Raw genomic sequence first — 22012 nt, 5'->3', positions numbered from 1 at the left:
TGCTCCTAACTTCCGTACTAATATGCAGTTTTACAATGTTAGCCAAAATTTACTATACTAAACCGTAGATTAATGTCGGAGAAAGGAGGAATTTGAAATGAGCAAACCTACACTAACAATTAAAAGACATACTTTGATTGCAAATAAGCTCTTAGTACTATTCAGTGGTTTAAGCCGAAATACAAAAGTAGATGATAAGTACTATTACGAAAAACATGCTTTCGGGATTGACAGTAAGTTTTTACCTATCCCTGGTGAATTCAAATGGACAAGTTCTTTAATTAAACAAGTAATCGCATATGTTGCTAAATCAAATAGTGAAGGATTCATTTCTTTCCTTTCTGAAGAAGAGTTAGCGAATACAATTCACTGCTCTGTTCGTACTATCCGCAATAACAATAAACTTTTAGAAGATAAAGGCATTATTCGTTGGGATAGAATTTTTGGTGAATATATCAAGGTAGAACTGGTGGATTATTTATTACAGTTCTTAGACCTACAACCGAAAGATATTGCAAACATAAAAAAAGATGATGTATTTGCAGATGTAAAGGAATACATAGCAAATGTGAAAGTTGATTTATTAGGTGAAGAATTAACTGATTATGTTTCAAAAGGTGGATATACATCAATTTCCGATGACGTTATTTATGAGTTGTTCAAAATTAAAGATGTGAACGTGCTTAGACTGGCTATGAGGGCTCTTTATTCCTTTGAAAAAGAAGTAAATGTAAAAGAGAATTCGGAAGCTGTCGTTTCCTACAGTGAAATTAAGAATGTATTACCTCCGTATATTGGATATAAGTCTGCTATTCGCAAGATGGCCGACAAACTTTCGCATATCTTCCAATTAGAATTATTCGAAGGCAATCAATGTATTCGTACCTTCTTTGAAGAAAAGAAAGCGAATAAATCAATCGAAAATAAAATCAAAGATGGTTTCGTCTTATCCTTTAACCTTGTCGGAACAAAACATAGCAAACAACAAAAGAGAACTGAAGCAATTCTCGGTGTATTTGAGTTCAACAAATTTGCTCGTAACATCGAATCATGGGGTGGATCTTTAGATATTACAGAAAAACAAATCAAATCTCTTGTTTATGAGTTTGGTTTAGACTCTCTAAATAAAACAATCGTATCTATTGAAAAGAACATTAATGAATCTATTAAAACATTAAACGATTCAAAAGGATTCCTCGATAGAATGAAAGAGAATACATATGGTTTCATACGCAATATTGCAAATGGGTATTATCAGGCAAAAATTACAGCTTAAATACCCCTTCTTTCCCATGCCCTTTTTTAAGAAATACACCTTTTTCTCGCTTTTTGAAGTCGGAATATTTAGTCTTCAAAGTGTTTCATTTCCGTATTCATACTAATTACACTAAAAATTTTTTGAACGCTACAAAAAAATAGGATTTATTTTACATCCAAGGAAAAAAATCAAATCATTAAAGAAGAATATAAAATTATTGAAGATGAAAAACAGATAGAATTGAAAATTATAGAGTGAACAAGAAAAAAGTAGTGTGAATAATTACAAGAAATGATGTTTATTATGGAAGGTATCAAGCAAGAAAAAACAACGACAAACCCTTTTGTATCAAGGGATTGAAGATATTTTATTTTTTACAATGTATTTAATGTGTTGAATTTGAGTCTCAATATACCTATTAATCTTTATTAATACTAATTAAATATTACTTATGAATGAACTAATGGGTGTATTTTCTGAATACTTCGATTTCCTTTATGTAAAACCTTTCAAAGATATATAAAACTGTAAAATGTTATATAATAAAATCAAGATGTATAGGAGGTGATATAGATGAAGTTTAAAATAAAACACAGTCCAATTCCTGTAGCAATAGCTTTGATGTTTATGCCTTTAATATTTAGTATTCTGTTCAGTAACCACAATAATATTGGTTCAGTAAGTTTAATGCTATTTAGTCTCGTTACATTCTTATCTGTCTTTACATCTTCTTATGAGATTACTGATAAAAGTCTCATTTTAAAATACATGTGGTTTAATAAAGAAATTCCTTTTGAAGACATTCGTCATTTACGTTATTCAGGAAAACCTTCCAATTCACAAAAATGGTCCTTGCAGAAAATAGAGGTCATGTATGGCATGTATGAAACATATTCTATTGGTGTGCCACGAGAAGAGGAAAAATTTCTTCAAATGTTACAAGAAAAATGTCCTCAAATGAAGGTAATGGATAGACCTGTAATGTAACAGAAAGTTTTAGAGAATGAAAAATAGCCATCCTTTTAAAGGAGTGGCTATTTTATTTGATTACTTTTGCAATTCGATAGTTGCATAAAATTCCTTATTATGAAACATGTCAAATCGACCTACTATGTAAACTGGATATTCTTTAATCGTTAATAAAGGCTTTGATGAATCAAATTCTTTATTAACAACCTCTGCTAATTTTGAAATCAACTCTATAAATAATTCTTTTGATGGCTGTATTTTTGCTTTTTGATTAGATTCCATATCCCCAACATAAAGGATATCTTCATTTGTAAAGGAAAAACGTACAAACCCTTCAGTAATAAACGGACCTAAAAAACTATCATTTAGAATCTTCAACAATTCCACACTATTAGCAGTGTCCACATGCATTTGAGGATTTAATTTCTTTTTCAGTACTTGTGAAATGTCTTCCATATTCGCTTTTCGATAATGGGATGCCGTTACATCAAAAGCTCTGGTACTTTCATTCAAGATATTTTTCCCATAATAAACATCACCAAAATTTTCGGTTAAAATTTCTGTGATTAGATAAACACTCTGTTCATCAGTTGCATAAATAAATTCATTTGCATTAAATCGCATTTAATACCCCTCCTGCCCTTCTGTAACCAATTTATTTTTGTTTAGTAGTTTTGTATCATGTAAATAGCAGAATCCCCTATATGGAACTCCTGCTATGTGTGTAGAGCGTATGTTTAATTCACCAACTCATGTTTCCAACCAGAGCGAATCATATGACTTGCAATTTTAGAGATATTACGAGCATCATCAATTCCTCTATGATGAATGCCCTCTAATGGTAGATGATGCCTTTTTAAGGCTCTTTCCATCCCCATAGGTCGTTGTTTTATCCAAGTACCATGTTGATGCTTTAGACTGATATGCAAATGCCCAAATGGATAATCTACGCCGAATCTCTCACAAACCTGTTTAAATTGTTTCTTGTCATAAAATCCCCAAGAAGCAAATACGCAATCATATTTGTTGTATAATGAAGCTATTTCATTCATAGCACCTTTAATGGATTTTCCATTGTTCACTTCATCCTGCCTAATCGTAGTTAAATGCAAACAATATTCGCTCAAGGTAGGAAATAAAACAGGCTTCACAAAGGTCTGATACTCTTCCACAATTTCAAAGGTTTCTGTATTTAACACTACTGCACCGATTTCAATAATTTCTGAGAAAAAATTGAGAGGTTCTGTTCCTTGTTTGAAGCAAGTAGATTCTAAATCAATAATTAGTAAATGTTTCATGCTGTTCCCCACTTCCTATTGTTGTACGGGTAATATTTCAGGATTGTCAGATTCATTCCCTATTACTCTTGCACCTTTTCCGATTATATATTTTAAAAATCGCACTCCATTATCACGAAAGCTAAAGATAGCTTTATCTTCTTCATCAACTTTGTAGTATTCACATTCAGTCAAAAATTGATTATTTCGTTTTAAATATCCCTCATACTTTACTTCCATAACATCTGAAACGAAAATATGAATAATTACTTCATCAATATTATGCTCTTTCATTATTTGCCCTGCATTTGAGTTCCAAAACCCATCATTTTCATCAATTAATTTTCTTTCTAAAATTAGAAAATCCCCTTCAAAAATTTTCTTTTCTTCAGCAGAAATTTCGTTAAGTCCAATCCACTGGTTTACTGTTTCAGGGATTACTGGTGCTGATTGATGGTGCTCATCAATAAAAAACTGTTTTTCCGTATAATTTGAAATGAGAGAGCCGTATAACCAACGATTATCAGTTGTACTTTTCCCTCGGAATAATACTTTTTTCATTTTTAACCCCTTTTTAGACTATAGTTTATTAAGTTTATTTATTTAATTAAATATATTTTACTTAAAAGAAGAGGAGGTAACCTCTTCTTTTTCCTATAAAAGTATTTTTTAATTTGCTTTGAAGTTATATACTGGCTTAATGATTTTTTCAATATGAACAGAGTCTTGAATATTTGTCATGATTTCATCCATAGGTTTGTAAGCCATTGGACTTTCATCGAGGGTACTTTGACCTACTGATGAGCTCCAAACATGCTTCATTGTGTCTTCATATTCATCTAAAGATAGTTGTTCTTTTGCCATTGACCGACTCATTAATCTTCCTGCCCCATGTGGACCAGAAAAGTTCCAGTCAGGATTCCCTTTGCCATAACATATTAAACTACCATCTCTCATATTAATTGGAATAATGACCTTTTCATCTTTTTGAGCAGAGATAGCCCCTTTTCTCAAAATCATGTTTTCTAAATCAATATAGTTATGGATGGTTGTAAACTCTTCTACTACGGTTAAATCCATATGCCGAATAATTACATTCATCATTGCTTTTCTATTTATTTCAGCAAATTGTTGAGCAATTCGCATGTCATGTAAATAGTCATTCAATGCTGAACCCTCTAAGTAAGCTAATTCTTTCTTAATTTTAGAGTGTATAGTTTTCTTTGTAACAAGATTTCCTTCAGCAAATAACACTCTACCTGCTTCTTCTTTTGCTTGATTCATATACGTTAATGCATCATAAGCTTTTTCTTGATAGAATTTTGCTACTTGTCCACCTAAGTATCTGCTTCCTGAATGAATAACAATGTACATATTACCCTCATCATCTTGATTGCACTCAATAAAATGATTTCCGGAGCCTAAGGAACCAATATTTAGTTGAGCACGTTGAATCTTCACACTATCAGCACAACGCAATTCTTTTAGGTTAATTAGTTTGGCAAACTCATGATTGTTCCCTCTAATAGAAGCTCCATAAGGTACATATTTACGAATAACATCATCTAATAATTCAAAGTTCATTTCTTTTTCTTTTAATTTTACAGTATACATGCCACAACCAATATCTGTTCCGACTAAAGAAGGGGCAACTGCATCCTGAATGGTCATTGTTGTTCCAATCGTACATCCTTTCCCATAATGAGTATCTGGCATAATACGAATCTTACTATCCCGTACAAAATCTTGATTACACAATTCAATAACTTGAGCAATTGTCTCCTGTTCTACATTTTCTGTAAAAACTTTTGCGGATGTAAATTTCCCTTGCAATTCAATCATTCTCTCACTTCCCTTTTATTTGTTTTATATTATTTATGGATGATTAGGCTACCATCTGCATAGGAGTTCTTGTAATTACAACATCATTACAAGGAACGACTTCCTCAACGTAACAAATCCTTTTCCTATTTACGTTCTTTAATTTATCACTAAAGATATATACATTTTCAAACTTTGTTCCCTTATCTTTTTTCCCTTTTGCATCAAGATTTGTAACCCAATCATATAATTCAAATAACTCAACATCGTATCCTTTAGAACTATCCCATTCTACCAATACGTGTTCCATCTCACGTACCTTCTCAATACTAACTAAAGACACATGACTTTCGCTGTTCCCAATTCGGTCAATGTTGTATAAATAAGCAAATAAATTAGGGATAGACTCATCTATATAAAATACAAGAAGTTTTACATTTACAAATTCACGAATACCAACAGTTGTTAAAGCATTCACATCGTTAAAAGTTTGTACCTTATCTGTATCTTTACTTCTCATAGAGTTGTTTGTAAGCATGGTAATCTTTTGTTGTGTTTTATGAAATTCATCTGGATGCTGAATGAAAATTTGAGCATTTTTAATTTTGTAGAATAAATCTTCAGCTTTTTGCTTGCCACTTCGCTCAATAACGGAAGCTAAGATTGCTCCACGAATCGTTGATAACATCGGATGCTCATAACTACGAGCAAGCAAATGGCTATCTTTATATTTCTTCAATGAAAATAATGAGTTTACTTTATAAGTAATTTTTAGCATGTTCTATCATCCTTTTTTATCTGCGCTAAACATAAGGCAAGAAGGGATTGAATCCCTTCTTTCACCAATTCGCTTTATAGTACAATTGTTCTTTTTCTAAATCTCGCTGTTCAAATCTAAATTCAGCTTCTCTCCTATTATCTTATTTGCTTGTTTCTGCAAATTGAGAGTTAATAAAATTCATGTTTCGTTCAATCATAAAGTCAAGGTATTCATCAGCTAATACTGTCTCCATGACTTTGTTGAATTCTGTAATATCTTTGAACTCATGAGAAACCTCAGATAAGTCTTTATGAATGCTGATAAAATCATCATTTAAAGCAGAGTATTTTGTCATTAAATCTACTGCATTTGTTTTCTCCGTTACAATACCTGTTACTTTAATTAAGTGAGGCATGTTACTGGAACATTTTGCACCATGAATATCTAAAATTGTGTTACGGAAAGCAATTAGAGCTTTCTTGATACGACTCTTAATTAGCTCTTTATCTTCAGAGATGTATGTTTGACGTTCATCATCAAAACCAATACGAGATAAATTCATTTGTGTTCCTAAAGCATATTCAGAAGAACGCAATGTGCCATGGAATAACATTTGTGTATTTTGGTCTTTATTTGTATTTGCATCGGATGTTGTATCTTCTTTTTGTTTTGGTTTTGCATTCTTTTCTGTAGGGTCAACACGACTATGTAAGACTGTATATGGAGCAGGCCCTTTTGACTGAATGCCCCAAGAGAAGCTAACTGTTTTTTCACGTTTCTCATTTGCACCTTTACCTGCATTCATAAATCCCATGATGTCATCAATTACACAGTTTTTCACTCGATTTCCACTCGCAGACAAAGTAGTATCAATTTCACGAACTGCCCCATTTCGCATGGGAGACATGATTTTACATGTACTACAAATTTCATCTACATTTGATAAAGCACGTAGATTTGATGCGAATACATGACTTAGCATAGGTCCAGATAGTGCATTTCGGATATCTCCATCTGTTAAAGTAACAACTCGTCCTTTTGTCACGTTACCAATTGTATCTTCGTTATTTAAAGCCTCTGCCACAAGTTCTACTCGTAAAGCAAAATGTAATTTCCACATATAATCTTCAGTTGTAATTTTCGTTAAATCTCGTTTCATGATTCGTTTCCTCCGTATGTAAGCTTATGCAACATTTTTTGTTAGATTTTTATTTTCTTCCACATTTTTATATTCAGGGTTCCCATTTTCATCTGTTAGAATATAAGCCTGATTATTATCTAAAGAAATCTTTTCATTCTTCTGCACTTTCTCTTTGTAAGTGTTTGAAGATAATAGAATGAGGTTTGAAAGTGTTTTTAATTTCACACCATCATTTAAAAGGTTCATTAATTCATTCATATTTTCGTCATTTAACAAGTACGTTTTGTAATTCCTGTTATATAAGAGAGACATTTCTTGTAATACCTCGATAAGGTCTTCCTCATGTACACATGACATAAGAGACACCTGCAATGAATATCCCTTTTTGTCCCGAACTAAACGATTTAAGCCTCGTCCTAATTTCGTAATTACTTCAGCGTTATAAACGTCTTGGAATGCATTCAATTTTAATAACTCCTTTGCAGTGTTCTCACTAATCGTTTCATTTCGTTTTACGTATTGCTGTATCATTTTAAGCAGGCTATCTTCATCTGGATTTAAAACATATGAAGCAGTTGCATATTTACAATCCCGATTCACAGTAGAATAGGTAACTTTTTTCAATAGTTCTTCTAATGATTTTTCGTTTAAATTAAGAATGGTAAATACCTTCACCTTATCCATTAATGGTTTGTTATTTGTGGGTACAACCTGCATCACCCATAATCCATCATAGTTATTTGAAATTTGCTCACCTTTCAAATATTGAATGATTTCCAGATAAATACGTGACAAGGTAACCACCTTTGAATCATCTCGGATTTTTCTAAGCGATTTTATCTCTCCCGTTTCTTTGTCAACGTAAGAAAATAATTCGATTTTTAAAACATCTTCAATTTCTTTTGGTTCTAACAACCAACTAATTTCAACCTCATCACTGAGACGTACATAACTGGATGCATAATGAAATCCTAAAAAAGAAAGGAATTTTTCAAAGGGATAAACCCTTTCCGATTTAGGCGCTTTATAAGAGCGAAGTCCTTTGCTATAAAAACAAGTCCCTACATATAAAGCCCCTTCATCACGTTTGTACGATGAAATAATTGATTCATCCAATGTTTCATAGTATTTGAAGATGTTGTCCAGGTTCTGTTCACATTCAAAAAATTCTTGTATTTTTGCTAATAATTTTTCGATTTCAGATTTATTAATAGTAGAATTCAAGTTATTCACTTTTTCAAAAGGCAAATCATCCAAGAAGAATTCAATATAATTCACCTCATCGTAAATCTCGATTAAATAACATGCTTTCTTGTTACTTAATTTACAAGAAACATCATTTTGCCGAAGAATGGCTAATAAGCCGTAGGCAATACAAAGTTCTTGGATAGGATTCTCTACCTTTAGAATCTTTAATTGTTTCATTTAAACAGCCTCCCAAAGTAATCCATGAGCGGTTGCTGTATTTTCACCAAATCCAACTTCATAGAGAGCCTGAATTGCTTCATAGTCACCTTTGACTAACAAAACAGATTTCCATGATGGGATATAGATGTCGTCTTTGTAATGAGTAGAAACAGGTGTTTTTTGAATGATTTCAAAATGAATGTCACCATCAATCCCCAATACTTTTAATTTTCTTTGAGAAATTTCTTTTAAACGTTCCTCAATTTCTTTCTCATCTTCAATGCGTACTTTTGTACCATCAATGGTATAGCTTGTAATGACTTTTCCTTTTAAAATATATTTCTCTTTTTTAGGCAATTCAGGGATTGTAATAATGTTTGTAATAGAAAGCATCATATCTCCAACTCGTTTCATATTGGATACCTCGATACTATCAATAACCTCTTGAATCAAATGGTTCATTCCTGATAAATAAAAATGAAAAGTATCCTCATTTATGTAGATATTTGAAAATGTAAACAATCGAAACTTTTTAGATTGCTGATTGTGAATTTTTTTCGCTCTATCAGGATTCATCGTTCCTAATAACATTGAATACATTTCATGAGTATAAAATACTTTCTCATGATTTGTTTTAGAAAGAATCTTGCCAGAAACTTTAATCCTCATATATAAATACCTCCTTCAGTAGTTAATGTGTATGTCAAGACGAAACTTGTCCTATATATTTTGACTATAGGGAAATTATAATATTTTTATTAACTATAGTCAATGAAAACAAAAGAGAAAAGGGAACCTTATAAGGTTCCCTTTTATTTCTTAATCTATTTTTCGTTAATTTGTTTTTAGTTATATATCATATTACAAAAAAACAGGTATTATATTTTCTCAGTTTCTTTTTCACCGTATTTCTTCATGAAGTCTTTGAAAGGTAATTTGTCTATTACGGTGTTTTCGTCCATTGGTGCAACAACTTCCTGCTCATCAAAGACCCCTTTTTTAGCTACCCTTGAAGAAATATCAACTGCTTTATCAGATAGAACAACTATAACAAAACCCCGTAATCTCTTTTCTGCAAAATAGGCTGAACCGATTACATCAGTGCTTTTTGTAAATGATGACCAATGATTATTAAAGTCAATTGCTTCAATATTATTGTCAGCTCGCCAGTTTTTATGTGCTTCTTCAAAGACTTTAGGGTAATTTGGTTGGTCATCATAATCAGTTCGTTGTGGCTCGTCATTTCCACCAGTATGAACTCTAAATAGCAATGTTTCAGGCTCAACTATTAAATCTTTTAACTCATCATTGTTATTCTGTAACTCTTCAAATACTTTTGTCCATTTTTCGTCAAATTCAGTCGAACTTTCATCATTTTTAGCACCTATACTTCGTTCGTGCCAGTCAAAAATTACTTTCTCTATTTCCTCTATTTTCATATGTATTCACTACCTTTTCTCTATATAGTTTTTGGCATTAGGTTTTAGGGGTAAGTTTTCTATATCAGATTTTTAAGGCAGGTTTAGTTAGGCTTTACTTAGTATATCAAAACTAAATAACAGGTTTTTCATTATCGAATATGATGCTTTTGATTGTCCTATAAATCCTCTGTTTTAAACTCTGTATAACCCTCATAGTAATAACTTGCGTCAATTCCTTTAAACAGACTTTCCATGCTCAAGTCGTCCGTCAGAGCGTTCTGTACAAGGTATTTAAGCTCTCCAGTGCTTACACTACTTCTAATCATGGCATTCAAATACTCGTCTTTTTCTATGATATTCCAGTCCGCGATTTTGCCCAGTTCCTGCTTGAGCATGCAATCGAGCCATATTCGCATTGAACGACCATTTCCATCTCGGAAAGGGTGTGCCACATTCATATCAGCGTACTTGTCAAGAATTTCGTCAAAAGTCTTGTGTGGCAATTCATTAATGTATTTCAGCGACTGCTCTAAGAAAATACGAGGTGCAAACTGAAAATTACCTTTTGCAATATTCACATCTCTCACCTTGCCCGCAAAGCTATAAATTTCAGAGAAAAGCTGTTTATGTATCTCAGCTAAACCTTTGAATGTACCGACCTCGATTTTATCAATTTTGCCCGTATCAAATAGCTCTTTGGCTTTGATTTTTGACAAGCGTTCTTCCTCACGAGCAAGCTCGGCTGAGTTCGTCAAACCAAGTTTATTTTTCAGTACCATTCTTAACACCTCATTTTTCTCAACATATTACTCTTAATGGTTATTTTAGCATGAAATGAAAAGCCAGTAGATACATTCTACTGACTTTCTAAAACATATTGATATAATGTTTTCTTTGTTACCTTGTCTTTTGGTCTAATTAAGAAGAAATCAGTGTAATGGCTCCTTCTTTCAAAAACAAAAAGTTAAACAACATTTTCTATTTTTATAACAAAACAATGTAAGACAAACAGTTTAACTAACTTTGGTTCTCAAGAGAATTTAAATAATAGGTCACTCTGTGTTGTATCAAATTCCCGATAATGAATATTAAATCCATTCGGTGTCATGGGCTTATCGCAAACAGATAAGCGAAACTTATAATTGTCAAACGTACTATACTTAGTATCATCATTAGGTATAAGTGTACTTTTTGTACTTTTTTCAAATCCTTTCAGTACATTCAAACACTCATTTCTATGAATAACCCCAAAATCATCACATTTTTCAGTAAAAATCGCTTCAGTAATAAGTCTACCATTTCTAATGATAGGTTCATCTAACTGTTTCAAAAAACCAAGAAACAGGGCTTTTCCTTCAATAATACAAAATTCCTTTATACTTTTATTAGCGTCCATTAATGACATTAATTTCTCATATGTTAAAGACATTTCATTCATCTCCTATATTGAATACCTCACTTCGAAATGAAAATTTAAAGGAAGTATCATTCTGCTTTTTCTAAAACCATAAACAATGTACTATCAGGAAGTGCTACAGCATTACCAGACTCATCTTCGAAATCAATTTTTTCTTTTAAATGAATTGTGTATCCTTCTTGTAGGTAATTCACAGCTTTAACAATCTTTACTTTGTCTCCGAAAATATTAGTTACGAATTCTTTATATTCATTTGGTGTGAAGATACCAAATTGTTCTTGCACTTCATGAGCAAATGAATCTTCCCCCCATGTATATGTATATAAAAATTCCATAGCATCATTAATAGGCATCTTCACTGCATTGTCTGAAAGCACTTCATATTGAATCTCACGACCTTTAAATTCACGAGCATATTCTTCTAAAAACTTCAGACCATTTTCATCTTTAAAACGAATCACACGCATTAAATCTTTATCTTCGGTCATAATCCCATCACGAATGATAATTCGACCACCTGGTTTTAATGCTTCATATGCACTCTGTAATCCCTTTTTAATCACTTCCTTATTGAACTTCTTCCCATTATATTCAATATAAGAAAATAGCTCATGAAAAATAGAAGAATATACGATTGTATCTACCGATTCTTTTTTGAAAGTATCAGCGAAGTTAAGAGCATCGCCTTTTATAACATCCCATGAACGAGACTCATTTTGTTTTTTCTGCTTCAATGAATCAATAACATTCTGTGAAATATCAATTCCATAAATCTCTTTTCCCTCTGTTTCTTCTTCTATCATATCTAACATGACTCCACCGCCTGGTCCTACATCGACAATGGTATCGCCTTTTATATAATCCAGAATGATTCTTTTGTCATCAGCAGAGCTGTTCATATGTTCCAAATAAAGGTCTTCATTATGGAATCTATCATATGCATCCTTACGTAATCCGAAGAAATCAAATAAAAGTATATTTGCACGATTATGCATCATATCAACTTTTTCTGCTTCTACACAGAAAGTAATTAATGCTTCACCAACCGCAGAAAATTTAAAGGAAACATTTGCAGTCTGCATAGATTCATCCATCTCAACATGAAAAGAGACGTGAGTGTTGTCAGGATTTTTATTTTTGCGATATTCATGTAGGTATTTTTCGATAACACGTTTTCGATATATGTTATTGTGTTTCTTTCCTTTAAAATCATAATGTAGTTGTTGCATTAGTGTTTCAAAGTGAATGTGATGAATCTTACTATCAGATACAGTATCTTTTATCATCAAGAAAATCGTCCAAATATCTTCGAAGCTTAAATCATGCATAGCAGGTTCAACGTACCATAAATCTTTATCTGTTAAGAAATTCTGAACGAGAAGTTCTTCATCTCCCATGATTCGTTCTTTTTCTGCTACCGTTTCTCTATGTTTATGTGTTAAACGATGCATTCGAGAAGAGAATGGCTCTACATTCCCATTAAATAACCCGTCAATCACAGATTTTACGTCTTCTTTCACTTCATTCCACAAAGATGGTGAAACACCCTCGATAATACACAGATTTAAGTAATACAGAATATTTTTAAGTTTTTCTTCCGTGTATCTTTCATAGAAACGATGAATCATGCTTACATGTGAATCAAGACGTGCTTCGCCTCGAATATATTGACCGATTAATCCATGGGTTAAAATTAAATCACCAATTAAAAAACGTTCTCTTCTTTCATCTATATTTTCTACATGTAAGGCTGTCAAATTTTCTTCCCAATAAATACTTTTAGAGCCTTCATTATGAATCATGAGGTTAAAGCCATTTTCTAACCATTTTCTGCGTTGTCTCAATGAACCACCTTTTGCTACCTCACTATAAACCAATACTGTTTCAAGAATTCGATATGTTTCTTCATCAACAGAAAGTTTTTCTAATGATTCTAAAGTGCGTATCACATAACTTAATAGACTATTTGTAGAAAGCTCACTAAGAGATTCTACATTTTCATAGTTTTGATGAATTTCTTCCGTCTCTACTAAATATTTTAGCCAATTAGGGATTTTACGAGTTTTACCTGAAAGATATGTATTAATAATCTCAATGTTTTTCATGTTTATTATCTCCTTTATAACAATAAGTTTTATTTTAAATTTATGAATTATAGCCTTGAATATTTATGCCCTTTGAATAACAGATAGTTTATTTTCAATTAGAATAAATGTGTTTTTCTATGTTTTACATTCTTTATACTTTGTATATCTGATTGCATTAATGTCCCTAAGAGATATACAAATAAAGGCCAGTCATCATCTCCAGGTGTTAAAAGGTTTGCATCTACAATCTCACCTGAGTCTGCTTTCGTAATTACTTTTTCACTCCATCCGAGCTCACGTAGTAAACAAGGAGTCTCCTTTATAAGTTGATAAGAGTTAACCCTATGAATACTGCCACTTGGCATAAATCGTCCATGATGTTGCAAGATAAGATTAAATTCTAATTTATTAACAACAGGTTTTACAGACAATGCAGAGATTATATTATGTTTCACTCCACGAATCAGACCTACTTTTCTCGGTTGAAATGGCATGTGAGCCAATGGAATGTCTTCATAACCAATGTACTTTTGCCAAGTAGTTGTTAACTTTCCTAAATCATGTATACCTGCAATGAGTGAATATCGTTCTATTTCATTTTCTTTCTGAATGACACCATCCCTAATCAAGGTTATCTTCATAACCTCTTTTATTTCTTTCGAATGTTCAATCCATGATTCTTCTATATAATCTTCATATTTTTGCTTTTCTACTTTCTCCTGATTCTCTGAAAAAGATAGACAATTCAATCCATCTTCTAAGCGAAATCCACAAGCATCATAGAAACTATTGAATCCTTGTATGACTAATGAATCTCCAATACGGACAGAATGAGGGTGAACCTCTTCTATACTGCCAGATGTTCCATTCGATAATCTATATAAGACATTTGATTTTGCAAGTTTTTGTAAGGATGAAAGAGAGATAGATATAGATTCTTTTAGAAAGCTATCTTGATTTACTTCATTATCGACAATCAAATTCACATTTTGAATTGCACGTATTAAATCATTACGACTGCCATTTTTCATAGCTCTTTTATGCTTTTTTAAAGACCTCTCAGTAATGAATTGCTCATAATATGAATTCATAATTTCATTCACCCACTGTTTTTGCAGTTGCCACGAAAAACAAATACCTGGATTAGCAAGAAGCTTTTCTTTTGTAGCGAGCACAACCTCTTCATCGTATATCCCTTGATAATGACCGCTAAAAACAGTTAGACACCCATTACCACCCCAACGGGCTACACGCCCTTCACGTTGGATAAGACTATCAATCGAACAAAGGGAGGAATATACGTTAGGTGCTGAAATGTCCATCCCTGCTTCAATGATTTGTGTCGATATTAAGATTTTGTCATTAGAAAGAGAACCTTTTCCAAAATACTTAAATACATCTGCTTCAACTTGTTCTCTATCTTTTTGTTGCAACTTGTTATTTAACAAAATAACTCTACTCTTGTCTTGTATCTGTGTATACAGTTCAATTTGCTCTTTTTGCGTGTTGCAAATAATAATTTGTTTCTCCTTAAGAGATTCAATAGAAGTATAATTAAGAGATTCTTCATAAGAAACCGTAACCTGTCTGTTTTCTATAACAGGGTTTTTAACTTCAATTATTTCAGCGTTGTATCTATGGCTCATAAATTCCATTAAGTATGTCGGCATTGTTGCAGTCATTATCATAAATTGATTTCCATTTTCATGGATAGAATCCAACATGCCAAACAATGTTTTAAGAGTTTTATTGGTTTCAAGTAATTGAATTTCATCAAATATAAAATTACTTTGCAGTACATTTTTCCCTCGGATAAAAGCTTGTCTTCCAATCCCTAAATAACCAGATAGTACTTGGTCTATGGTTGTTACAGAATAATAACTATCAAGAAATGGGTCGTTACTTATGGAAGAATGCTGAATACTCCATTCCTTCCCTGATTCTAATGAAGACTCATATGTATTTAGTCGCTGTTGAATTGAAGTAGCTAATGTCTTCATGGGCAATACATAGGTTGTTTTTCTATCCCATCGTTTCGTCAATAAGTAGGATGCTTCAGTTTTTCCTGAGCCACAAGGACTTAATAGAATTATATTTTTCTTTTTATTCATGACACGCACAAGCTTAGATTGAGGTTCTGTTAATTTAATTTTGTTTAAATCATGTATGTTAAAAATGCTTCTAAATGTGTGCATAAAGCCCATTGTTTCACCTCAAATATATCACTTGATAAATTAAATATAGCACCTTTAATAAACTATAGTCAATATTATTATTGATAATAAGTAAAAAATATTTCACTTAATTAGACAATAACTAATAAATTTCACTAATATTTGTTCCTAATAGACTGTAAACACCAATAATAGATAAGTAAGAGTATGTCGAAATAATAAAATGTTTGTCTGTTTTGTTTTAGAAAAAATCATGATGTTTTTATGTTGTAAAGATAGTTATTAATTTTATAACATAACTATAAAAAATCTATATTAAATATTTTGTAAAATGATATGTTGATAATATAAAATAACTTGTTTTATAAAATTATAAATTATTATTTTATATAAAATAATAAAACAAAGTGGATATCTCAAAATCCACTTTGTTTTTTCTTTAACGTATACCATTTAGTTAATGAGAGACTTTCTTCAATAGTGCCATCCTCTTTTTGATAGGGAACAGAATCAGCAAATTTCTCCCAAATATTCAAGCATGTTCTTGCTAATTCATATACAATGGAATGAATTTCTTTTCTATCGCTTGTACAAGCTGAAAAACGGATATTTGGAACTTGGATTCCATGCCAGTCTTCTCGTCTAAATATAATTGTATAATTAGCATCAATCATCTTATCTTCAGAAATCCATCCTCGTTCTTTCATGAGTTCACGCATTTCCATAATACCCATCGAGGGATTTAAATTCTTTTTCTTTGCTTCCATAAATTGAGTGAATTTTTCTCGAACTGATGTGCGTTGAGGAGATTCTTTGCTCATATGAGTTATCAGAGTCTCGTAGTCTTCTTGTGTTGTAATATATGTAGGGTGGATAGGTCTTCTCCTTCTCCATTTTATATCCCTATTTTTTCTTTTCATGCAAATAGCCCCTTTATAAAATTTTGATTATCTCCTTAAATCAATAATTTCACCTCTGCCAACATAAAAAGAGAAAACATTTGTATTCCGTGCAAAACATCGGTCTAATACTCGTTGAATCTCTTCAATATCTTCTTGATTAAAACATTCGTATGCCTCTTGATACCATCCTGACATATACCACTCTGAGTTTTTTGGAATATCTGAATTTATATTCGATAAAGTGGAGTTAATTAAAGATTCAGCATAAAAATGGAAGTTTTCTTTTTCTGGATGATACCATTTCACTTCAAATAGTTCATCTTTATCATACTGGTCATCCCCTTGCAAAATGTCCTTAATTTCTTTAACTGTTTTCATTTCACCTCTTTGATTAATTAACAATACCTCATCTCGTAAAATAGAAAATTTCATTACATATCATCTCCTTCTATTTTCTCTATCAACAATTGCCCCTCGAACATTAAATGATAAACACCATACTTTCCATCGACTGTTTCTACCACATGGTCTTCTTTACGGATAGGTTCTAAATAAAAAGGATAAATTTCACCTTTTTCAAGACCTTCCTCTTTTTTGGTTACAAAGCTCATCCAATGTGTAACCTGAGAGTATAACATTTCAACATGTTCGACTGTGTTTTCCTGTTCAAAATCAGCGACTTCTACAGCATTATATCGAATATTATCTATTAGTATTTCTTTCATAAAATCCCCTCATTTCTCACAAATAAAAGGAGGCAGAATCCTCCTAATAATTAAAATGGTTGGTCGCTTGAAGTATGATTACTTGTAAAATCATGATTTGCATATTTCTTAATGATATCTGTAGGTAATAATGTCTTCATTTGTTGAAGCTTTTCTTGAATTTGTGCATCTATTTCTTCGATTTTTGTTTTTGCTTCAGACGGTTTAACACCAAGAGTCTCTAAATCATCAGCAACTTTTTTGTACTGGTCTCGTAATGTTTTCACTACAGTAGATGCTTGAATACGAATGGTTTCCCCTTGCTTAATTTGTTTTTCAAACTCTTCAACTTGTGATGCAATATTTGTAGCACTTGCCATAAATAAACACTCCTTCTTGTTTTATTATGTATTTTTTATATACTTACAGTTTTTTTTAGGAAACTAATTTCTCCATGCTATATTCATCAGTGATGCGATTAATAACAGCCATATCTATTTTGCCGTGACAAACAGGGCACTTTTCAATTTCGGTTAATAAAACTTTGTAATCATTAACCAACTTTTCATTTTTAGAAATGACGTGTTCAATTTTCTGTTTCTGTTGTTTCTCTTCTTCATTAATAGAAGACAGTCTATTTGTTAGAGATTGAACGGTTTCTTTTTTCGCCATTAATTCTTTTAATTCCGATAACGTGCTCTCAGCTTCTACTAAACTATTTGTCTTTTCTATAACTTCACTACTAACATCAATTTCTTTCACTAAACGATTCTTTGTTTCAGTGAGTTTTGTTGATTGGGTCAACATTTCTTCTTGACCTAATTTAGATTTTGCTAATTCTTTAATTTCATCTAACAATAGTTGAGCATTTGGTAAACTTAATAATTGCTCTTCTACATGTTTAGATTCTTTGCCATCGGCAATAATAGTAGTAAGAGAACGATATAGTTTTTGAATTTCATTTCGTTTCTGTACCATCTCTTTGACTTGATATATTTCAGAATAAAGATTCTCAACCTGTCCCAAATCTTTAATCACATTATTAAGTTCACTAATTTTGTTATCAATTAATTCTTGTTCTTTTAGTAGAGTAGCAATCTTTTCTTTCTTGGCCATCAATACATTTACTTCTTCACTCAATTTTTCTAATTCAGTAATCTGCATATGTGTTTGAGGGAGGTGGTCAAAAGAATCAATACCTTCCTGAATTATTTTTCGCTCTTTATCAGCCGTTTCAATTTGTTTATTGTATTTCTTTAAGTCACCTTCAAGGTCTCTAATTACAGCATCAGCATAATGAGTACCGTAGATGGAACCGACAATTTTAGCTCTCTCAGAAGAAGTATAACCATCTCCAACAAAAAACCAAGAAGTACCTTGTTTCATAAAATTAATTGGAACATCATTATCTGTATCAATATTTAATTTATTGAATCCGAGAATTTCTTGTACAAGTGACAATCCTTTTGTATTTGTGCTTTCCACAGAACCATCTTTTGGGTTATAAATCTCATATCCATTCTTTCCACTTTTAGATTTTTCTACAATACGAGAAATAACATAACCAGTGGATAAATGAATTGTTACTCTTGCAAAATCAGCACCCTTTTTGATAAATCTACGAGGGTTCCTACCGAAGTTCTCAAAGATAAATGCAAAAGCTCGTATCACTGCACTCTTACCTTGACCGCTTTCTCCAGTAAATAGATTGAGACCTTTTGAGAATTCGAGCGTAGTATTTTCGTGTGATTGGAAGTTTTCCAATGCCATTTTTGTAATGTAATAGGAATCAGCTACAACATTCTTTTTCATTAAAGATTTCATTTTCGAGGTGATTCGCTCAATTACTTCATCTTTTAAAACGTTACTTACATTTTCGTTTTCAGAAATAACCTCAATGACTTCAGTAATGTTTGTTGCCTTTCCAATATTCGCTTTATTTACAATGGATTTAATTTCTTCCATCTTTCCTTGTTTTTCTTTTTTCTGCATAATTTTTGTTCTGTCTAATACTTCTTCTGCTTTTTTAGCACTCTTCAAGTAAATTGTTTTTACCTTAAGTCCACTTACTTCATCAATTTCAATGAGAAGGACTTTGGGTTTTCGTTTCATTTCTTTCAAATCACTTTTCATCCGAGGGATTGCTCCTGGATTTACGAAATACTTACCGTCTACTTCTGTAATAGGAAATCCGATATGGTCATGCCCCGTAATTGTTAAATCCGCTTTTGTAAGATGAGCAATTTCATCTACTAATGTATGTCGGAATAGATTCCCCATATCCTTATTTGTTAAATAACCGTGGACAATATGGATGTGATAATCACCTGCTTTTTCCTCAATGATGTAATCTGAAAGATTCTCTTTCTTATCCATTCCATGGTGGTAGTGAGTAGCTGTAATGGCAACAGTCTTTCCGTTCGCCATTTCAAAAATAATAGGATTTTCTTTTGAAGCTAATTGCATAAATCCGATTTGTTCTAAAAAACGCAAACTTGTTTTCTTATAACTATTTAACGATTCGCCTATTAATTCGTGATTTCCAATCGCACCAATCATCGGAATCGGTTTGGCATCTATTAATTTTTTTTGGAATTCGTCATTAGTTAACTTTCCCAAAGAAAATTGTTTAACTAAATCAAAGGTATCTACCATACTCCACTTTGATACTACATCTAATAGAAAATCATTTTGATAGGTATGTGAATTTAAAAAGTCACCAGGTTGCAAAAAAGCGGTCACTTTGTATTTGTTTCCTAATCCTTTAATTTCTTCTCTTTTCTCTGAAATACTTTGCTGATAACTATCTATTCGATTACTTGGAGTAGAAGGTCTCTCATGCATATCACCGAAGTAAAGAAACCTCAAAACATTTTTCAAATCAAACCCTCCTAATTATCCGTTCTTGTAAATTTTATTTTACTTAATGTAGTTAAAATATAACACTTTTATTAACTATAGTCAATAAAACATTTAGAGCTATAAAATTGATTGTAAAGAATAGGTCGATAGGTTTGTTGGACAAATTTGAAATACTGTTTCTGACTGAAAGTATAAACAAACAAATAAGGTACATATAAAACCTATAAGGAATACAATTAGATACATCAAACATTTAGGCATAAAACCATCTCCTTTTAATATTTTCTCATCCTATTCAATTCAGAAATTCTGTATTCACAGATAGGGTCTTATAAATAAAAGAGTATAAAATACGCTAATATTTGGCAATTCCTCGCAATTGCCTCGCTAATAACTGACAGGGTTTGATAAAAATAATATAAAATAATGGCTATAAACTGACACACTTTTTTTTACGAAAAGGATAGGATGAATAAAAAGAAATAAAGGAGGGCATATATGTGGATATATTCAAAACTATATCTTTTGGAGCGAGAAAGATTGATGCTGATAGGATTGAAAAATTACAAGAAAGGCATAAAAGAAAGTATGGAGGAGCTACTATTAATCAAAGTGATTTATTAAGGAGTTTAATAGAGATAGAATACAACAGTGGAGATAGAGAGATATTCTGTGCGAATAAAGATGATTTAAAGCACATTACATTTTTACAAGAGCGATATGAAAAGGTATATGGAGAAGAAATTAGTCAAGCAGAACTAATAAGAGAGCTACTAAGACGAGAACATATATTAGTAGAAAAAGAAGATGGTCATGAGCGAGACATGAAGTTTATGCAACGGATTAGAAAGTAATAGCGGATATCTCCTACTCGAACACACCTCAAACACCCGAGAACTTATGAAAACAGTCGAATCTTACTAAGATACAACATACAGAATAAAGAAATTTTATTCTAAAAACTATTATTCGAACTAAGAGGGTTTTGGGAAGGAGATGTTATATATGAATTTAACAATGACTGGAAAGCATGTATCTTTAACTGAGGGAATGAAATTTACAATGAATAAAAAACTGGATTTTTTAAATAAGTTCCTTAAGGAGGATACAATTGTAAGCGTTACTGTACAAGTGGAAAAAGGATTAACAATTTCAGTATCTGTTCCGTTTAATGGAGAGTTGATTTATGCAAAGAGTAAAGATGAAGATTTCTATGTAGCATTAGACAGTGTGGTTGATAAAGTAAAGAGACAAATTACAACTGCAAAAGATTTAGAAAAATCAATGAGACGATTACATAAAAAACATATCTTAATACCTATTGCAAATGAAACAGAAATGAAAGAGGTTAAACTTACAGATAACATTGTAAAACGCAAGCAATTCGAATTAAAACCTATGCATGAAGAAGAAGCGATTCTACAAATGGAGGTTTTAGGTCATAAGCAATTCTTATTTGTAAATGCAGAACTAAACGACACAATCTGTCTTTTATATACAAGAAAAGACGGTAAGTATGGAATGATTGAAAGTTGTGCGTGATATAAAATAATACAATAAAAATACAAATAATTATAAAATGATATCTATAATATAACAAAAGATACACAATAAAATGTGTATCTTTTGTTATTTGTTGACCATATTATTTTTTATTATGTTATGTAAATATATTTTATATCGTTTAAATAAAAAAAGATGAGCTAAATTAACTCATCCTCTACATCGTTAATATTCGATTGAAAAGAATTTCCACCTCTTTGGTATTCATTCTCTGAAATAACCGTAGTGCTTTTAACTTTTGCACCGACA

The 22012-nt window shown here is 31.7% G+C and carries 22 protein-coding genes; 4 read left to right on the top strand and 18 right to left on the bottom strand.

The annotated features are described in order from the left end of the window. Positions 1–97 precede the first annotated feature (97 nt). Together MR160_RS26420 and MR160_RS26415 are read left to right on the top strand one after the other, a co-directional pair. Positions 98–1276, top strand: a complete 1179-nt coding sequence (locus tag MR160_RS26420; protein ID WP_061662750.1) for a hypothetical protein — start codon at positions 98–100, stop codon at positions 1274–1276. 555 nt (positions 1277–1831) lie between these two features. Continuing rightward, entirely contained in the window at positions 1832–2245 is a 414-nt protein-coding gene (locus MR160_RS26415) for a PH domain-containing protein (protein WP_000669342.1), read from the top strand. A 60-nt stretch (positions 2246–2305) separates the two neighbouring features. On the opposite strand, the gene MR160_RS26410 is transcribed toward MR160_RS26415, so the two are convergent. The 18 genes from MR160_RS26410 to MR160_RS26325 form a co-directional block, all read right to left on the bottom strand. Next, complete coding sequence (locus MR160_RS26410) at positions 2306–2851, bottom strand: hypothetical protein (protein ID WP_242298478.1); 546 nt, start codon at positions 2849–2851, stop codon at positions 2306–2308. Positions 2852–2964: 113 nt separating this feature from the next. Next, on the bottom strand, positions 2965–3525 hold the full coding sequence (locus tag MR160_RS26405) for a 3'-5' exonuclease (RefSeq protein ID WP_242298476.1): 561 nt from the start codon (positions 3523–3525) through the stop codon (positions 2965–2967). 15 nt (positions 3526–3540) lie between these two features. Beyond that, entirely contained in the window at positions 3541–4065 is a 525-nt protein-coding gene (locus MR160_RS26400) for a hypothetical protein (RefSeq protein WP_242298474.1), read from the bottom strand. 108 nt (positions 4066–4173) lie between these two features. Then, a complete protein-coding gene (locus tag MR160_RS26395) occupies positions 4174–5346 on the bottom strand; it encodes an RtcB family protein (protein ID WP_098615728.1) in 1173 nt (390 codons plus the stop codon). A gap of 43 nt (positions 5347–5389) precedes the next feature. Next, the gene (locus MR160_RS26390; protein WP_242298472.1) at positions 5390–6103 is read right to left on the bottom strand and encodes a hypothetical protein; all 714 of its coding nucleotides are present in this window, start codon (positions 6101–6103) and stop codon (positions 5390–5392) included. A gap of 142 nt (positions 6104–6245) precedes the next feature. Next, positions 6246–7244, bottom strand: coding sequence for a DevR family CRISPR-associated autoregulator (locus MR160_RS26385; RefSeq protein WP_242298470.1), 999 nt, complete (start codon positions 7242–7244; stop codon positions 6246–6248). Positions 7245–7268: 24 nt separating this feature from the next. Continuing rightward, complete coding sequence (locus tag MR160_RS26380; RefSeq protein ID WP_242298468.1) at positions 7269–8651, bottom strand: hypothetical protein; 1383 nt, start codon at positions 8649–8651, stop codon at positions 7269–7271. Then, positions 8652–9302 (bottom strand): CRISPR-associated endoribonuclease Cas6, encoded by a 651-nt coding sequence (locus MR160_RS26375; RefSeq protein ID WP_080451506.1) that lies wholly within the window; start codon positions 9300–9302, stop codon positions 8652–8654. 209 nt (positions 9303–9511) lie between these two features. Then, the gene (locus MR160_RS26370; RefSeq protein ID WP_242298467.1) at positions 9512–10072 is read right to left on the bottom strand and encodes a hypothetical protein; all 561 of its coding nucleotides are present in this window, start codon (positions 10070–10072) and stop codon (positions 9512–9514) included. Positions 10073–10230: 158 nt separating this feature from the next. Further along, positions 10231–10833, bottom strand: a complete 603-nt coding sequence (gene fic / locus MR160_RS26365; RefSeq protein WP_242298465.1) for a protein adenylyltransferase Fic — start codon at positions 10831–10833, stop codon at positions 10231–10233. 251 nt (positions 10834–11084) lie between these two features. Beyond that, positions 11085–11483 (bottom strand): hypothetical protein, encoded by a 399-nt coding sequence (locus MR160_RS26360; RefSeq protein ID WP_242298462.1) that lies wholly within the window; start codon positions 11481–11483, stop codon positions 11085–11087. A 56-nt stretch (positions 11484–11539) separates the two neighbouring features. Beyond that, a complete protein-coding gene (locus MR160_RS26355; protein ID WP_242298461.1) occupies positions 11540–13576 on the bottom strand; it encodes a class I SAM-dependent methyltransferase in 2037 nt (678 codons plus the stop codon). Positions 13577–13674: 98 nt separating this feature from the next. Next, complete coding sequence (gene cas3 / locus MR160_RS26350; protein ID WP_242298460.1) at positions 13675–15762, bottom strand: CRISPR-associated helicase Cas3'; 2088 nt, start codon at positions 15760–15762, stop codon at positions 13675–13677. A 386-nt stretch (positions 15763–16148) separates the two neighbouring features. Next, complete coding sequence (locus MR160_RS26345) at positions 16149–16652, bottom strand: hypothetical protein (RefSeq protein WP_242298459.1); 504 nt, start codon at positions 16650–16652, stop codon at positions 16149–16151. 27 nt (positions 16653–16679) lie between these two features. Beyond that, a complete protein-coding gene (locus MR160_RS26340) occupies positions 16680–17066 on the bottom strand; it encodes a hypothetical protein (protein WP_061662764.1) in 387 nt (128 codons plus the stop codon). Then, positions 17066–17359, bottom strand: a complete 294-nt coding sequence (locus MR160_RS26335) for a hypothetical protein (protein WP_098434135.1) — start codon at positions 17357–17359, stop codon at positions 17066–17068. Before MR160_RS26335 ends, MR160_RS26340 begins: the two co-directional genes overlap by 1 nt. Positions 17360–17409: 50 nt before the next feature. Then, positions 17410–17718, bottom strand: coding sequence for a hypothetical protein (locus MR160_RS26330; protein WP_000135419.1), 309 nt, complete (start codon positions 17716–17718; stop codon positions 17410–17412). Positions 17719–17773: 55 nt separating this feature from the next. Next, positions 17774–20218, bottom strand: coding sequence for an AAA family ATPase (locus MR160_RS26325; RefSeq protein WP_242298458.1), 2445 nt, complete (start codon positions 20216–20218; stop codon positions 17774–17776). A 482-nt stretch (positions 20219–20700) separates the two neighbouring features. On the opposite strand from MR160_RS26325, the gene MR160_RS26320 reads away from it, so the two are divergent. Then, the gene (locus MR160_RS26320; RefSeq protein WP_098297252.1) at positions 20701–21054 is read left to right on the top strand and encodes a hypothetical protein; all 354 of its coding nucleotides are present in this window, start codon (positions 20701–20703) and stop codon (positions 21052–21054) included. Positions 21055–21205: 151 nt separating this feature from the next. Next, a complete protein-coding gene (gene hpf / locus MR160_RS26315; RefSeq protein WP_242290161.1) occupies positions 21206–21742 on the top strand; it encodes a ribosome hibernation-promoting factor, HPF/YfiA family in 537 nt (178 codons plus the stop codon). Positions 21743–22012 lie beyond the last annotated feature (270 nt).

Origin of the sequence: Bacillus cereus group sp. BfR-BA-01382, from assembly GCF_022663475.1 — a bacterium.
GTDB classification, from domain to species: Bacteria; Bacillota; Bacilli; order Bacillales; family Bacillaceae_G; genus Bacillus_A; species Bacillus_A thuringiensis_S.
The sequence above is the reverse complement of the archived record's forward strand: the minus strand, read 5'-3'. Positions and strand labels throughout refer to the sequence as shown.

Excerpts from the sequence above, each read along its gene's own strand:
- MR160_RS26420 (WP_061662750.1), top strand. The coding sequence starts at position 98 with ATGAGCAAACCTACACTAACAATTAAAAGACATACTTTGATTGCAAAT.
- MR160_RS26360 (WP_242298462.1), bottom strand. The coding sequence starts at position 11,483 with ATGTCTTTAACATATGAGAAATTAATGTCATTAATGGACGCTAATAAA.
- MR160_RS26400 (WP_242298474.1), bottom strand. The coding sequence starts at position 4,065 with ATGAAAAAAGTATTATTCCGAGGGAAAAGTACAACTGATAATCGTTGG.
- MR160_RS26355 (WP_242298461.1), bottom strand. The coding sequence starts at position 13,576 with ATGAAAAACATTGAGATTATTAATACATATCTTTCAGGTAAAACTCGT.
- MR160_RS26405 (WP_242298476.1), bottom strand. The coding sequence starts at position 3,525 with ATGAAACATTTACTAATTATTGATTTAGAATCTACTTGCTTCAAACAA.
- fic (WP_242298465.1), bottom strand. The coding sequence starts at position 10,833 with ATGGTACTGAAAAATAAACTTGGTTTGACGAACTCAGCCGAGCTTGCT.
- MR160_RS26390 (WP_242298472.1), bottom strand. The coding sequence starts at position 6,103 with ATGCTAAAAATTACTTATAAAGTAAACTCATTATTTTCATTGAAGAAA.
- MR160_RS26410 (WP_242298478.1), bottom strand. The coding sequence starts at position 2,851 with ATGCGATTTAATGCAAATGAATTTATTTATGCAACTGATGAACAGAGT.
- hpf (WP_242290161.1), top strand. The coding sequence starts at position 21,206 with ATGAATTTAACAATGACTGGAAAGCATGTATCTTTAACTGAGGGAATG.
- MR160_RS26385 (WP_242298470.1), bottom strand. The coding sequence starts at position 7,244 with ATGAAACGAGATTTAACGAAAATTACAACTGAAGATTATATGTGGAAA.
- MR160_RS26345 (WP_242298459.1), bottom strand. The coding sequence starts at position 16,652 with ATGAAAAGAAAAAATAGGGATATAAAATGGAGAAGGAGAAGACCTATC.
- MR160_RS26330 (WP_000135419.1), bottom strand. The coding sequence starts at position 17,718 with ATGGCAAGTGCTACAAATATTGCATCACAAGTTGAAGAGTTTGAAAAA.
- MR160_RS26375 (WP_080451506.1), bottom strand. The coding sequence starts at position 9,302 with ATGAGGATTAAAGTTTCTGGCAAGATTCTTTCTAAAACAAATCATGAG.
- MR160_RS26335 (WP_098434135.1), bottom strand. The coding sequence starts at position 17,359 with ATGAAAGAAATACTAATAGATAATATTCGATATAATGCTGTAGAAGTC.
- MR160_RS26340 (WP_061662764.1), bottom strand. The coding sequence starts at position 17,066 with ATGAAATTTTCTATTTTACGAGATGAGGTATTGTTAATTAATCAAAGA.
- cas3 (WP_242298460.1), bottom strand. The coding sequence starts at position 15,762 with ATGGGCTTTATGCACACATTTAGAAGCATTTTTAACATACATGATTTA.
- MR160_RS26370 (WP_242298467.1), bottom strand. The coding sequence starts at position 10,072 with ATGAAAATAGAGGAAATAGAGAAAGTAATTTTTGACTGGCACGAACGA.
- MR160_RS26395 (WP_098615728.1), bottom strand. The coding sequence starts at position 5,346 with ATGATTGAATTGCAAGGGAAATTTACATCCGCAAAAGTTTTTACAGAA.
- MR160_RS26415 (WP_000669342.1), top strand. The coding sequence starts at position 1,832 with ATGAAGTTTAAAATAAAACACAGTCCAATTCCTGTAGCAATAGCTTTG.
- MR160_RS26380 (WP_242298468.1), bottom strand. The coding sequence starts at position 8,651 with ATGAAACAATTAAAGATTCTAAAGGTAGAGAATCCTATCCAAGAACTT.